Origin of the sequence: Marinobacter litoralis (assembly GCF_003336705.1) — a bacterium.
Taxonomy (GTDB): Bacteria; Pseudomonadota; Gammaproteobacteria; order Pseudomonadales; family Oleiphilaceae; genus Marinobacter; species Marinobacter litoralis.
Genome location: NZ_QMDL01000003.1, coordinates 195,088 through 208,251, shown reverse-complemented (window position 1 = coordinate 208,251; position 13,164 = coordinate 195,088). Strand labels below are relative to the sequence as shown.

Genomic DNA, 13,164 nt, shown 5'->3' with positions numbered 1-13,164 from the left:
CATGATTCGTTCCGTACCTCGTTCCCGCTTGTTTGATGGCCTCTACTTGGCTTATCTGGTGGCCTTTTTCGTGTACCTGGCAATGCCGCTGCTGGTGACGGCCGCCTTTGCGTTCAACGATTCCCCGTTTCCCTCGCTGCCCTGGCAAGGCTTTTCGCTGGATTGGTATCTGGCGGATGGCAGCGAAGGGCGAACGGGCCTGTTCCATGACGATGGCCTGCTCAGTGCCTTGTGGGTCAGTACCAAAATTGCTTTTTGGGTGACGCTGGGCAGTGTTGCATTGGGTTGCGTGAATGCGGTGTTGTTTGAGCGCCTGCAGTTTCGCGGCAAGGAATTTTTGTATCTGCTGATGCTGTTACCGTTGGTGATTCCCGGGGTGATCCTCGGGGTTTCTATTCTGGTGTTCTACAGCGGGACGGCGAACGAGGTGTCGCGGTTGTGGGGAATCGAGCTGGATATCTTTCGACCGGGCATGACGCTGGTCGTTATGGGGCAAGTGACCTTTATCACAACATTGGCCACGCTGGTCATTGGCGCACGGTTGCGAAAGTTTGATCCACAACTGGAAGAAGCGGCGCTGAATCTCGGCGCTACGCCATTGGTGGCGTGGTTCACCGTGACTTTGCCTTGGTTGATGCCCTCGATTTTCGGATCAGCCGCTATGGCGTTTCTGATGTCGTTCGAGAATTTCAATACCACGGTCATGCTGACCGGTAGCGACACGCCGTTGACGGTAGCGCTCTTTAATCGATTGCGAGAGGGGTCGACCCCGGTGCTTAATGCTGTGGCGCTGTTCTTGATGGCCGTGTCGGGGCTGTTAGCGATGCTGACGTTGCGTCAAAACCGAGGAGATCAATAGTTCGCGGAAAGGAAAGAAGTTGCCCTGCAGCTATCACCGGATAGCTGCAGGGCATTACAGATCAGTGCCAGATATTGCTGTCGATCTTCTCGTGCAGCTCCGGATAATCTTTTGATTTGAATTGCGGGACCAAGCCTTCTTTGCGCTGCGCCAAATAGTCTTTGGTCAGTTTAACCACTGTGCCGGACAAGAGCACAATGGCAATCAGGTTGATCACCGCCATCAGACCCATGGACGCATCCGCGGCATTGAATACCGTGACAACGGCCTCGTAGCCACCCCAAATCACCATGCCTAAAGCGGCCAGGCGCAGAATCGTCAGGCCCAATGTGTTGCCGCCTTTCAAGTACACCAACGCGTTTTCAGCATAGGTGTAGTTGGCCACAATGGAGGTGAAGGCAAAGAACAGAATGGCTACAGCAATGAAGTAGCTGCCGAACTCGCCAAGGTGAACTTCCATAGCCTGCTGAGTCAGTTGGGTGCCTGTCACGCCGGAGCCTGGCTCAAGAACGCCGGCGAGCAGGATCATGACCGCCGTGGCGGTGCACACAACGATGGTGTCTACAAACACGCCGAAAGCCTGTACCAGGCCCTGAGAAGACGGGTGATGTGGCGCAGGTGTGGCGGTGGCGGCGATGTTCGGCGCCGAGCCCATACCCGCCTCGTTGGAGAACAAGCCGCGCTTGATGCCGTTGAGCATGGCGGCGGTGATGGAGCCTGCAGCGCCACCGGCCGCTTCTTCAAGGCCGAAGGCACTTTTAACGATCAGGGCCAGCACGCCCGGTACTTCCGTAATGTTCATCGCCATGACAACCAGCGCCAACAGGACATAAGCGCCGGCCATAAAGGGCACGACGAACTCCGCAAAACGAACGATTTTGCGCAAACCGCCGAAAATGACCAAGCCCGCACACGCGGCAATCACCACACCCACACCCAGTTTCGGGGTGCCAAAGGCGCCCTGCATGGCATCGGCAATGGAGTTGGCCTGAACGGCGTTGAACACAAGCCCGAAGGAAATGATCAGGCACACCGCAAAAATGGCTGCGGCCCATGGGGCTTTCAGGCCCTTGGCGATATACACCGCGGGACCACCCCGGTATTGGCCTTTGCCGTCACGAACTTTGTAAAGCTGTGCCAAGGTGCTTTCAGCATAGCCGGTGGCCATTCCCACCAGCGCAACCATCCACATCCAGAAAATGGCACCTGCGCCGCCCAGATAAAGAGCGACCGCTACACCGGCGAGGTTACCGGTACCTACACGTGAGGCAAGACTGGTGCACAACGCCTGAAAAGGGGAGATACCGTGAACGTCACTCTCACGGGAGCCGCGGATAGCGCGTACCATTTCTCCGAAATGACGAAACTGAAGAAAACCGAGGCGAACGGTGAAGAAAATGCCTACAGCGAGCAAGCCGTAAACGAGAACATAGCCCCAAATAATAGAGTTGAGAAAATCGACAATTGCGGTCATCGACTAGCGCCTTGTGATTTGTGAATGAAAGTTAACCGAGAGGCGCGGCAGTTTATCACGGTGAAATTTCACGCAGCTTGCGGATATCCGTGATACCCCGACAGCAAAAAATCTGCTGTCGGGATTGTTCAGAAGGACGCGAAATGCGTCAGACAACCAGTACGGGGCATTTCGCTTGGGAGGCCACCCGGTGAGAAACGCTGCCCAAAAACATGCCGTCTTTGTCGCTGTTGGTGCCTTTGGTACCGACCACGATGAGGTCGGCGTCCTTTTCCTGGGCGAACTTCACAATCACCTTGGAAGGTCTGCCCGCTTTCACGAAACCGCGCACTTTTGTGGCACCGTGCTCTTTCGCAAACTCCTTCGCGTGGTTAACCACTTCTTTAGCGTATTCCGACAAAACCTTATCCGGGATGTCCATGTCGTCGGGCCGCCCAATGGATAAGGAGGCTTCGAATAAACTGTGATGTTTGTAAACGCAGAGGATGAAAATCTCAACCTCTGGCAACAGCCGTTGCAGTTCAATCGCCTTGTCCAGTGCCCTCAGCGAAGTTTTGGAACCATCAACGGCCGCCAGAATTCGATTAAACATAGCAGTCTCCTGTTATTGGCCGGGTATCCGGCTTACTGTGGGTAAGCCAGATCCCTCAGGAACAGCGCAATTTGCGGGAAGGCGATGATCAGGCCAGCGGCTGCTACCAGCATGAAGATAAACGGCGGCGTGCCACGGATGACTTCCAGATACGGCCGTTTGAAAATCGCAATCGCGGTGAATATGTCGCAACCGAACGGCGGTGTGGCAGAGCCAATGGCCACCTGCAAGGTGATCAGAACGCCCACCAGAACCGGATCAAGGCCGGTGGACTGGATCGCCGGCGCGAAAATCGGTGTGAGCACCAAGATCACCACGATGGGGTCCACAAACATGCAGGCAATGAAGAACGCGATACAAATCGCGATCAGAACGCCCACCGGGCCGGCTTCGTTAACGCCAACAGATTCCAGGATCGCTTGTGGAATCTGAGCGAAGGAAATAATCCAGGAGAAACCGTTACCTACTGCAACGAGAATGAACACCACCGCTGTGATCAGACCGGTAGATTTGGCGATGCGGTAGACGTCATTGAGTTTCAGTGAGCGGAAAATAACGAATTCCAGCAGGAAGGCGTATAGCACACACACCGCCGCCGCTTCCGTCGGGCTGAAGATGCCGCCATAGATGCCGCCGACAATAATAACCGGGAACATCATGGGCCAAGACGCATCCCGTACCGACAGGGCACGCTGTTTCCAGCTGGCTTTTGCTTCGGTGGGTACATCGTTCTTATAGGCGTAGATCAGGCAATATATTGAAAACATAAACAAAATCAGAAGGCCCGGGCCAATGCCGGCAATAAAGAGCTCGGCAATGGAGGTTTCCGAGATAACGCCGTAAATGATCATGCCGATACTGGGCGGAATCAGGAAAGCGATGTCACTGGCGTTGATGATCAGCGCCAAAGTGAATGAGTCTGAGTAGCCAGCTTTCAGCATTTTAGGGCGCAGCGGAGAACCCACGGCGACAACGGTTGCCTGCGTGGAGCCGGATACCGCGCCGAACAAGGTGCAGGAGGTGGCGGTACTGATCGCTAGGCCACCTTTCACGTGGCCGATAAACGACATCACCATGTTGATCAGGCGGTCGGCTGACTGGCCGCGGGTCATAATGTCCGCTGCCAGAATAAACATGGGTACTGCGATTAACGATGCCGGCCGGATGCCACCCATCATTTGCTGGATGAACGTTCCCATCTGGCCGAAACCGTCGAACATCATTACGAAGCCAATCACTGCGGCAGTGATCAGCGGAATCATCATCGGGAAGCCCAAAAGCAACAGCCCGATCATGGTGAGCATCATGATAGTTGCCATAGTATACGTGTCCTCAACCTTCCAGGTTTATGCTGCTTTTAGACTTCTGACTCAGTGTCGGCATAACCGTCAACCACCCCTGTTGAAAGGTAAACGTCCTTGCTGGTGAAGTTCTTGATGGCGGTGAGGAAGTACTGAATACCCGTGACGGCAAATCCAATGGGTGCCCAGACGTAAATCCACCAGATAGGTAAGCCTAGCGCAGGCAGGATTCGACCTCGGCTGTACAGCGTTTCGATGTAACCGTAGGAGTAGTAACACAGGAAAAACATCACAACAGAGGTAAAGAGCGCGATGATGATCATCAGAACTTTCCGACCGCTGGCCGGAAACGCATCGTAAACTGCAGACATGCGTATATGGCGACCGTGCCGGGCTGCATAACCAATGCCGGCAAAGGTGATCAGAATAATGAGGATTCGGTTGATCTCGCCGGAGAAAAACAGACCTTCCCCGAAAACAAAACGGCCAATCACGTTAATACAGGTGTTGATGGCCATCAGGATAACGCCGGCAGCCAGCATGACTGCTTCGGTTTTGGCAATCCATTCGTCGATGGTGCCAAGAATGCCGGGCAAACCGGATTCATAGGTGCCGGTATCGTCTTCAACAGCCTCTTGAGGATGCTCAGACATGGGTGGTGCTCCACAACTGAATGCTCCCGGCGGGCAAAGACTCCGGCGGGGCGGGTTTAAACCTTAGCCGGACAACAAAGGGTGGCCTGAGCCACCCTTTGAATCCTGCCGCTTATTCGCCTTTAACGGCTTCAAGGTCGGCTTTGAACTGTTTCAATAGTTCTTTGCCACGCTTACCGGTCATATCGATGAACTTCTCTTCAACCTGCGGCGCGCGGGCGCGGAAGGCTTCGATCTGTTCTTCGTTCAGGCGGGTAACGGTGACTTCGTCGCTCTTCGAGGTAATCTTTTTCAAAGCCTCGTCGGCCAGACCATCGATATGCTCAATGATCTCTTCGAAGGCGTAGTCGGCTGCATCCTGAACCAGCTTCTTGTCTTCATCGGACAGGCCGTTGTAGAAGTTCTGATTGGCCATCATGGCGGTGGTGAACCAGCCGTGACCGGTGAACACCAGGTTTGGAGAAACCTCGTACAAGCCGCCGGATTCAATCCAGAAAATCGGGTTTTCCTGACCCTGGATCATGTTGGTTTGCAGTGCACCGTAAACTTCACCCCAAGGCAGAGGTGTCGGGGTAGCGCCGAAAGCCGAATAGGTTTCTGACAACAGCGGGTTGGTCATAACCCGGATCTTTTTGTTGTTCAGTTCTTCAGGGGAAGTGACGGGCTCGTCAACGGTGACCACCATTTCACCTTCAGGGTACATTTGCAGAAGTTCCAGACCCTGTTCGGCATACAGCTTGGGGAAATCCTCGTTGATCGCCTTGGATTCACGGAAGAATTCGATCACCGTGTCCATGTCGGTTGGCATCAGATAGGGGATAAAGAAAATCTGGGCTTCAGGAATCAGCGCGCCGGTGAATCCCGGGGACTGGTTCACGAAATTCAGGATGCCAGCCTGGGTCTGCTCCATGATGTCGTCAGACTCACCCAACTCGCCAAAGCGGAAGATCTGCAACGTGTGGTCTGAGTTTTCTTCGATGTATTCTTTGAATTTGTAGGCGTAGACGTCTTGAACATCACCCTCGTATTCTTCGTGGGCGTAACGCCAGTTGGCGGCATTTACTGCATTGGCAGCGGTCAGCCCGGCAAAAGCCAATGCTGAAATACCGACCAGTTTCCGGAATTTGTTTGTGCTGTTCATTGCGTGATCTCCGCTCGCTTTTTTTAGTTAGTTCCTTGTTAACTTTACAAAGACTGGCAAAACAAAGCGGTTTTCGCAAGGAAACTGCCAAAATTAGAATAGGTGTAAAAGCGAACAAGCGGAGAATGCAACGCTCTGATTTTAGTCTGGATTCTGTTGGAGTAAACACACTTTCAGGAAGCGGCGAAACTCTCTCGATACCCTGCCCACACTGCTCTCAAGCCGATGCCCGTCGGGTAATACCAAGGCTTCCAGTTGCTGCTGACGAGCAAGCTCGAGAACGGGCATGACCGGCACCACATCGTCGTTCCAGCCATGAATGATTTTTACGTGTTCAGCCCGGATAGTCGGGCTTGATTGCGGGTACTTCGCTAAAGCGAGCGCCGGGGCCAAGAGAAAACAACCCAGTACCGGTGTATTGGCACTGGTTTGTGCACAAACCCAGCCGCCCATGCTGGAACCAGCCAGAATGGTTCGCTCCGGGGTGGCACCCGCAGCATCCATAGCATCCCGCATTTGTTGCAGGCGGGTTTCCGGGTCTTTGGTGCTGGTGTGGTCGATCGCCTCTGCGATCACACCGGGAAACTCTTCGGCCACGGCTTTCATGGCCTGAACTTTGGTGCCTTTCGGGCCGCTTTCGAGCCCGTGTGATAGAAAAACGAAAAAACGGTTATCCGTCATTGGACAAACTCTCGGCCAGAATGTTGAGTGCGTGCCGGCGCTTCTCCGGCTCGTAAATATCGACAGTAAACATGAGCTCCTCGATCTGTATATCGGAAAGTAACTCGTCAAGCTGCTGCTTGATGTCCGTCGAGTTGCCGAGTACCTGCAAGCCCAGAAAATCTTTCACGCCGGCTTCTTCGGCGGCGTTCCAAAGACCTTCCATGGAATCGACCGGCGGTTTCATCCATAACGGCTGTCCCCGGAACAGCGCCAGAATCCGCTGGTAGCTGGTGGTGGTCAGGCGTTTGGCTTGGTTCATCGAGTCAGCCGGTACAGCCGGGATGGCAAGCATGGCGTAAGGCTGTTGCAACTGCTCCGAGGGTTGGAAGTTTTCGCGGTACACCCGCAGTGCTTCCCGGTACAAACGAGGCGCAAAGTGGCCAGCAAAGGCGTAGGGCAGTCCCCGCATAGCCGCCAGTTGAGCGCTGTAGAGGCTGGAACCCAGCAACCAGATGGGTACATTGGTGCCGGCGCCCGGAATGGCTTTAACCTGCTGCCCCGGCTGCAGGGGTCCGAGCAAACTTTGCAGGTGTGCAACATCTTCCGGGAATTGCTCGGCGCCAATGCCGTCCCGGCGCAAGGCGCGGGCGGTTATCTGGTCTGTGCCCGGTGCCCGGCCAAGCCCCAGGTCAATACGGCCCGGGTACAGGCATTCCAGCGTGCCAAACTGTTCGGCAATGACCAATGGCGGGTGATTTGGCAGCATAACACCGCCAGAGCCGACCCGAATGCTGTTGGTCTGGCCGGCAATGTGACCCACCAGCACCGACGTGGCAGAACTGGTGATGCCTTCCATATTGTGATGTTCGGCCAACCAAAAGCGTTTAAAACCGAGCTTCTCCGCGTGCTGGGCGTAAGCAACGCTGTTCGCCAATGTGGCGGAAACGGAATCACCTTCGCGCACGGAGGCCAGCTCAAGCAGCGAATAGTCGAGTTTTTTAGACATGTAGCTCCCGGATCATGAAAAAGGTGTGGCATGGCTATCTAAACATGGCGTCGATGAGGCAACTCTTCAAGGGCACTGCTGGAAATGGCAAGGCGAGAATTTGCTACTATATATGTATTGCGCAAGCACTTGCCCCAACGGTAGTTTGAAGGTCTTCCGCGCTTATTTGGTAAAGGACGGGATTGATGGTCGAATTCACGGCAGTCGTGGTTGAGCAGTTAAAGAAAAATCTTGGGGATACGCTGAGCGCCTTTGGCGGCCACGATTATGAATGGCGTGAAGTGGGAGCGTACGTTCTCAGTCAGATGCTGATTTCGATTCTGTATCTGGCTTTGTTTTTCGGGGCTTACTTGGTGTTGATTGGGCTTATTCGGCTAGTGATCGGTAAGCGCAATGTTGAGCGTTCCGCCTTCAAGCACGGGAGAAGCGGGCTACGGTATTTGGCCGGGCTGGGTGCGTTGCTGGTTATCCTGGCGCAATTCGGAGCGGGGGTTGAGTTTCTAAAAGCGGTCGCGAGGGCCGGTTTGCTGGCGCTGGGCTTCTACGTGGCCTGGCTGGTTATCCGTCGCCTGACGGCCGAAACGCTGCGCCGTAACCGGTTGGATGCATCTATTCAGCAGTTGGCGGGCAATGTGTTGTCGGTGGTGATGGCAACCTTTGCGGTGGTTACGATCCTCGCGCAGTTCGGGTTTGACCTGTTGTCGATTGTCGCGGGCCTCGGGATTGTCGGTATAGCCGTGGGGTTCGCAGCCCAGTCGACGCTTTCAAACTTCATCGCCGGTATCACGTTGTTGATTGAGCGGCCGTTTCGCATTGGTGACTGGGTCACCATCAATGGCCAGGATGGCAAGGTGGTGAAGATTGCGCTGCGCACCACGTGGCTGCGGACTCGGGACAATATTTTTACCATGATTCCCAATGACAGCGTCGCTTCGTCAGAGATCGTTAATTACAGTGCCGAAGGCGCTACAAGGCTGAACATCTCGGTGGGTATTGCCTACAAAGAATCGGCCAAGGCCGCCCGAGACGCGATTATGCCGGTACTTTTGGCGCACCCGGAGGTGCTGCAGTCACCGGGCATGGAGCCACGGGTAGTGCTTAAAAATCTGGGTGACTCGTCGGTGGATCTGGAAGTCAAAATCTGGATTACACCGGATAACCTGGATGTGCAGCCAACCATCATGGCGGACGTCCTGGAGCAGATTAAAGAGACGCTGGATGAGGCTGGTATCGAAATACCCTTCCCGCATCTTCAGCTCTTTGTTGATGAGGCTAAAGGCCTGAAGCCGATCCTTGAGCCACTTTACCCAAAAAACCGGGTAGATCGTGCCGCAGAGACTGGGGGCGATAGCGCGTGAGTGAACTGTTCTACGATGCCGCACCCAATGCCACGCGGGTCGCTCCAGCACGGCCTGCACCAAGAGCATATCCAGCGAAGCCCACCGAGGTGACGCTGTTTGGAACCTGCGTGCTGGACCTGTTTTTTCCGGAAGCCGGACTGGATGCCATTCGTTTGTTGGAGCGCGAAGGCATTCGGGTGCATTTTCCGCAGCAACAATCCTGTTGTGGTCAGCCGGCTTGGACATCCGGTTATGCAGATGAGGCAAGGGACGTAGCCCGATCTCAACTGACCGTGCTGGATAACGGCCTGCCGGTGGTGGTGCCGTCCGGGTCCTGCGCCGGCATGTTTCGCCAGCATTACCGGGAAGTCTTCGCGGAGGAACCTGCAACGCTGAAACGGGTCGAGGATTTAGCTAGCCGAACGTTTGAGCTGACCGAATTTTTGCTTCATGTGTGCAAGGTTGAGTGGCGGGACTTGGGCCAGCCCACTCAGGTTGCACTGCACACGTCTTGCTCGGCCCGCCGGGAAATGAACACCCACCTGCACGCCCGGGAGCTGCTGGGCAAGCTGGATAAGGTGGAACGGTTGGACCACGATCACGAAAGCGAATGCTGTGGTTTTGGTGGCACCTTCTCTGTGCGCATGCCGGAAGTGTCCGGCGCCATGGTGCTCGATAAAACACGAGCCTTGCGGAACAGCGGAGCGGTCGAAATGGTGACCGCCGATGGAGGATGTTTGCTGAATATCAATGGCGCGCTGGATAAGCAAAAGCAGGCCTTCCGGGGCCGGCATCTGGCCAGCTTTCTGTGGGAGCGAATCAGTGGCGAGGGCGCGTCATGAGCCAGCGTATTCCGGTGACAGAACTCACCAGCAGCTTCCGTGGCCGCGCCACAGACGCTTTGGCGGACAGCCAACTGCGGACAAACTTCCGGGTGGCCATGGATTCGCTGATGCAAAAGCGCTCCGATGCCTTTCCCGATGAGGATGAGCGTGAAGGGCTAAGAGAGTTAGGGAATCAGATCAAAGCCCGGGCCCTGTCCCGGTTGCCGGATTTGCTGGAACAGCTGGAAGCGAAACTGACCGAAAACGGCGTTCACGTCCATTGGGCAGAAACCACGGAAGAGGCCAATCGCATTGTGCACACCATCATCGAGTCGAAACAGGGCTCGCAGGTGGTGAAGGGCAAGTCCATGGTCAGCGAAGAAATGGAGATGAATGATTACCTGGCCGAACGGGATATCGAGTGCCTGGAGTCCGACATGGGCGAGTACATCGTCCAGCTGGATGGCGAAAAACCGTCCCACATCATCATGCCGGCGATTCACAAAAACCGCCGGCAGGTTTCGAAACTTTTCCACAACAAGCTGGGTGTGGACGAAACCGACGATGTGAACGAGTTGATTCAGATTGGCCGGCGCACCCTGCGCAAGAAGTTTCTGGAAGCGGACGTCGGGGTGTCGGGTGTGAACTTTGCGATCGCGGAAACCGGCACCTTGCTGCTGGTGGAAAACGAAGGCAACGGCCGCATGAGTACCACGGTTCCTCCGGTGCATGTGGCGGTTACGGGTATCGAAAAAGTAGTGGCAAACCTTCGGGATGTGGTGCCTTTGTTGTCGCTCTTAACGCGCTCGGCACTGGGTCAGCCGATTACCACGTACGTGAATATGATCTCTGGCCCTCGCAAAGCGGATGAACTTGACGGCCCGGAAGAAGTGCATTTGGTGCTGCTGGATAACGGCCGAAGCGGAGCTTTCGCGGACGCACAACTGCGCCAAACCCTGAACTGCATTCGCTGCGGTGCCTGTATGAATCACTGCCCGGTGTATACCCGAGTGGGTGGCCACACCTACGGCGAAGTGTATCCCGGACCAATTGGCAAGATTGTCACCCCGCACATGGTAGGCCTGGATCACGTGCCCGATCACCCCAGCGCTTCATCATTGTGCGGTGCTTGTGGTGAGGTATGCCCGGTGAAAATTCCCATTCCGGAATTGCTGCAACGGCTGCGGCAGGAGAACGTGAAAAGCCCGGAGGAACCACCGGTTGTCAAAGGAAGCGGTGCGAAATACTCCCGCAAAGAGCGCGCCCTTTGGCGCATATGGGCAACGTTGAATAGCCGGCCATCGTTGTATAAAGGTTTGCTATGGGCCGCAACCCGCTTTGGCAAGCTGACGCCCGGAAAACTTGGCCCATGGACCGATAATCACACTGCGCCGATACCGGCTCGCCGTTCTCTGCACGATTTGGCGAAAGCCCACCTGAACGCCCAGACAAAATCGGGAGGCCAACCATGAGCGCCCGCGACAATATTCTGAACAAACTCCGGGCCGGCTTAGCGGGAACAACGCCAAGGCCCGATCAGTTTGACGAAGCGCTGGTAACCGAGCCTTGGCAGTACGCGCCAGAAGACCGAGTCCAGCGCCTTCGCAGCCTGATGGAAGCCGTTCATACCGAGGTGTATACACTGGCTGCAGCCAACTGGCCTGCGAAAGTGCAGGAGTTATTGGATAGCCGCAAACTCAGCAACCTGCTGTACGCACCGGGTACCGAGCATGGGCAGCAGCTGGCGGAGTTCTGGGCGCAAGTCGCTGCCGAGCCAAACCTGCTGGCCTACGATCGCCCGATAGAGGAATGGAAAGAAGAACTGTTCTGGCAAGTGGATGCGAGTATCACCAGCACTGCCGGTGCCATTGCTGCAACCGGCTCTCTGGTGTTGTGGCCAGACCGGGATGAACCGCGTTTGATGAGCCTGTTGCCACCGCTGCACATCGCTTTGCTGAAGGCCAGCGAGATCGAAGACAACCTGTACGGCATGATGCAAAAGCAGAACTGGTCGGCCGGTTTGCCGACCAACCTTTTGTTGGTGTCCGGGCCTTCGAAAACCGCGGATATCGAGCAGGTACTGGCCTATGGCGCCCACGGCCCGAAAGAGTTGGTTGTCCTCATCCTTGAAGACGCTTGATTCTCTTCGTACGAAGCCTGTGCTTACTTCAGGCCAAAGCCGCGTTTGTTCAAGAACTCTTTCATATGGGCGCGCAGTTTGCTGGTGAACAAGGGTTTTAACTGTTCAGACCAGTTGGTGCTTTTGTTGCCACCTGTGCGTTCCCGATAGTAACGAGCCATGGTGTCGTCAAATTCCGCCACCAATGCCTCATCACTTGAGTCGTCGTAGACGTCCTGTTTCAAAATGCTGGCCAGTGGCAGGCGAGGTTTCACTTCCGGGTTTTGGTCCGGATAGCCCAGGCACAAACCGAAAACCGGATAGACATGCTCGGGTAGTTTCAACAGCTCGCTGACTTCTTGCGGATTGTTGCGAATGCCGCCGATGTAACAAATGCCTAAACCTGCCGATTCAGCTGCAATCACCACGTTCTGAGCCATCAAAGCGACATCTACACTGGCAACGAGGAGTTGCTCGGTCATACCGCGGGTAACGTCGGCACCCGATCGCTCGGCGGCTTCGGTCGAGCGCTTCATGTCGGCACAGAACACCAGAAAATCGGAGGCGCTTTCGACATAGGGCTGGCCGCCCGCCAATTCCGCCAAGCGCGCGCGGCTTTCCGGATTAACCACATGAATCACGGTGTAAGCCTGCACGTGGCTAGAAGTGGCCGCGCTTTGACCTGCCCGAATCAGCTCCTCAAAAAGCTCTCTGGGGATCTGCTGATCTTTGAACTTGCGGATGGAGCGGTGTGACTTCAGAAGTTCGATGGTTGGATTCATAGCCCCTCATTGGTTGTGAATAAAATCCTAAGCAAGGCTCCTATCCTCGGTTAATTGCGTGTACTATGCTACTGTATAAATATACATGCATTTAACGACTGCGAGGACGCCTCATGGCAGTGCAATCATTATACTTTTCTGATCGGGACGGACTGGAAATGGCGCTAAGCAACCCAGATACCATGCTCTTTCAAAGCAAAGCCGAAGCCGATGCACGGGATAAAGTGCTGGAGCTGGCAGAGAATGTAGCGCTCTGGTTGGAGAAAAACGTAGAAGGGCTTTCTGAAGACTTGGCAGAGCAGTGTGCGATGAGCATCGCCGAAAACAAAGACCTGTTCGCGAAAGCCATGAAAAAGCCGGAATTGCTGGCCGAGGCTGCGCCCGCAGAAAGCTGAGCGCCTGCTAAACCC

Annotated in this window: 14 protein-coding genes; 6 read left to right on the top strand and 8 right to left on the bottom strand. The window is 55.2% G+C overall.

The window, feature by feature from the left end; translation table 11 throughout:
• Position 1 precedes the first annotated feature (1 nt).
• Positions 2–859, top strand: coding sequence for an ABC transporter permease (locus tag DOQ08_RS10715; protein ID WP_114334925.1), 858 nt, complete (start codon positions 2–4; stop codon positions 857–859).
• A gap of 61 nt (positions 860–920) precedes the next feature.
• Here DOQ08_RS10715 and DOQ08_RS10710 read toward each other — a convergent pair whose 3' ends face one another.
• The 7 genes from DOQ08_RS10710 to DOQ08_RS10680 all read right to left on the bottom strand — a co-directional run bounded on the left by DOQ08_RS10710 (position 921) and on the right by DOQ08_RS10680 (position 7,689).
• A complete protein-coding gene (locus tag DOQ08_RS10710; protein WP_114334924.1) occupies positions 921–2,333 on the bottom strand; it encodes an alanine/glycine:cation symporter family protein in 1,413 nt (470 codons plus the stop codon).
• 148 nt (positions 2,334–2,481) lie between these two features.
• Complete coding sequence (locus tag DOQ08_RS10705) at positions 2,482–2,925, bottom strand: universal stress protein (RefSeq protein ID WP_114334923.1); 444 nt, start codon at positions 2,923–2,925, stop codon at positions 2,482–2,484.
• A gap of 32 nt (positions 2,926–2,957) precedes the next feature.
• Positions 2,958–4,244 carry a TRAP transporter large permease gene (locus DOQ08_RS10700; RefSeq protein ID WP_114334922.1) on the bottom strand — a complete coding sequence of 429 codons (1,287 nt, stop codon included), beginning with the start codon at positions 4,242–4,244 and terminating at the stop codon, positions 2,958–2,960.
• A gap of 38 nt (positions 4,245–4,282) precedes the next feature.
• Positions 4,283–4,879, bottom strand: coding sequence for a TRAP transporter small permease (locus tag DOQ08_RS10695; RefSeq protein WP_114334921.1), 597 nt, complete (start codon positions 4,877–4,879; stop codon positions 4,283–4,285).
• Positions 4,880–4,991: 112 nt separating this feature from the next.
• Positions 4,992–6,020, bottom strand: a complete 1,029-nt coding sequence (locus DOQ08_RS10690) for a TRAP transporter substrate-binding protein (protein ID WP_114334920.1) — start codon at positions 6,018–6,020, stop codon at positions 4,992–4,994.
• A 141-nt stretch (positions 6,021–6,161) separates the two neighbouring features.
• Entirely contained in the window at positions 6,162–6,701 is a 540-nt protein-coding gene (locus tag DOQ08_RS10685) for a YqiA/YcfP family alpha/beta fold hydrolase (protein ID WP_114334919.1), read from the bottom strand.
• Positions 6,691–7,689 carry an LLM class flavin-dependent oxidoreductase gene (locus tag DOQ08_RS10680; RefSeq protein ID WP_114334918.1) on the bottom strand — a complete coding sequence of 333 codons (999 nt, stop codon included), beginning with the start codon at positions 7,687–7,689 and terminating at the stop codon, positions 6,691–6,693. The genes DOQ08_RS10685 and DOQ08_RS10680 overlap by 11 nt, the downstream gene beginning before the upstream one ends.
• A 185-nt stretch (positions 7,690–7,874) precedes the next feature.
• Here DOQ08_RS10680 and DOQ08_RS10675 point away from each other — a divergent pair, with 185 nt between their 5' ends.
• Genes DOQ08_RS10675 through DOQ08_RS10660 form a run of 4 tightly spaced genes read left to right on the top strand, consistent with a single transcriptional unit; the run spans position 7,875 to position 11,993 of the window.
• Positions 7,875–9,047 carry a mechanosensitive ion channel family protein gene (locus DOQ08_RS10675; RefSeq protein ID WP_114334917.1) on the top strand — a complete coding sequence of 391 codons (1,173 nt, stop codon included), beginning with the start codon at positions 7,875–7,877 and terminating at the stop codon, positions 9,045–9,047.
• Positions 9,044–9,871 (top strand): (Fe-S)-binding protein, encoded by an 828-nt coding sequence (locus DOQ08_RS10670; RefSeq protein ID WP_114334916.1) that lies wholly within the window; start codon positions 9,044–9,046, stop codon positions 9,869–9,871. Before DOQ08_RS10675 ends, DOQ08_RS10670 begins: the two co-directional genes overlap by 4 nt.
• Complete coding sequence (locus DOQ08_RS10665; protein WP_114334915.1) at positions 9,868–11,325, top strand: LutB/LldF family L-lactate oxidation iron-sulfur protein; 1,458 nt, start codon at positions 9,868–9,870, stop codon at positions 11,323–11,325. The genes DOQ08_RS10670 and DOQ08_RS10665 overlap by 4 nt, the downstream gene beginning before the upstream one ends.
• Positions 11,322–11,993, top strand: a complete 672-nt coding sequence (locus tag DOQ08_RS10660) for a LutC/YkgG family protein (RefSeq protein ID WP_114334914.1) — start codon at positions 11,322–11,324, stop codon at positions 11,991–11,993. The genes DOQ08_RS10665 and DOQ08_RS10660 overlap by 4 nt, the downstream gene beginning before the upstream one ends.
• A 23-nt stretch (positions 11,994–12,016) precedes the next feature.
• Here the strand turns inward: DOQ08_RS10660 and nfsA are convergent, their stop codons facing one another.
• Positions 12,017–12,754 (bottom strand): oxygen-insensitive NADPH nitroreductase, encoded by a 738-nt coding sequence (gene nfsA, locus DOQ08_RS10655; protein ID WP_114334913.1) that lies wholly within the window; start codon positions 12,752–12,754, stop codon positions 12,017–12,019.
• Between the two features lie 113 nt (positions 12,755–12,867).
• Between nfsA and DOQ08_RS10650 the strand changes: the two genes are divergently transcribed.
• Entirely contained in the window at positions 12,868–13,149 is a 282-nt protein-coding gene (locus tag DOQ08_RS10650) for a YebG family protein (protein WP_114334912.1), read from the top strand.
• Positions 13,150–13,164: the final 15 nt, after the last annotated feature.

Bases quoted from the DNA above. Each gene is read 5' to 3' on its own strand.
- DOQ08_RS10700 (WP_114334922.1), bottom strand. From the start codon at position 4,244: ATGGCAACTATCATGATGCTCACCATGATCGGGCTGTTGCTTTTGGGC.
- DOQ08_RS10705 (WP_114334923.1), bottom strand. From the start codon at position 2,925: ATGTTTAATCGAATTCTGGCGGCCGTTGATGGTTCCAAAACTTCGCTG.
- nfsA (WP_114334913.1), bottom strand. From the start codon at position 12,754: ATGAATCCAACCATCGAACTTCTGAAGTCACACCGCTCCATCCGCAAG.
- DOQ08_RS10690 (WP_114334920.1), bottom strand. From the start codon at position 6,020: ATGAACAGCACAAACAAATTCCGGAAACTGGTCGGTATTTCAGCATTG.
- DOQ08_RS10675 (WP_114334917.1), top strand. From the start codon at position 7,875: ATGGTCGAATTCACGGCAGTCGTGGTTGAGCAGTTAAAGAAAAATCTT.
- DOQ08_RS10665 (WP_114334915.1), top strand. From the start codon at position 9,868: ATGAGCCAGCGTATTCCGGTGACAGAACTCACCAGCAGCTTCCGTGGC.
- DOQ08_RS10695 (WP_114334921.1), bottom strand. From the start codon at position 4,879: ATGTCTGAGCATCCTCAAGAGGCTGTTGAAGACGATACCGGCACCTAT.
- DOQ08_RS10650 (WP_114334912.1), top strand. From the start codon at position 12,868: ATGGCAGTGCAATCATTATACTTTTCTGATCGGGACGGACTGGAAATG.
- DOQ08_RS10685 (WP_114334919.1), bottom strand. From the start codon at position 6,701: ATGACGGATAACCGTTTTTTCGTTTTTCTATCACACGGGCTCGAAAGC.
- DOQ08_RS10660 (WP_114334914.1), top strand. From the start codon at position 11,322: ATGAGCGCCCGCGACAATATTCTGAACAAACTCCGGGCCGGCTTAGCG.
- DOQ08_RS10680 (WP_114334918.1), bottom strand. From the start codon at position 7,689: ATGTCTAAAAAACTCGACTATTCGCTGCTTGAGCTGGCCTCCGTGCGC.
- DOQ08_RS10715 (WP_114334925.1), top strand. From the start codon at position 2: ATGATTCGTTCCGTACCTCGTTCCCGCTTGTTTGATGGCCTCTACTTG.
- DOQ08_RS10710 (WP_114334924.1), bottom strand. From the start codon at position 2,333: ATGACCGCAATTGTCGATTTTCTCAACTCTATTATTTGGGGCTATGTT.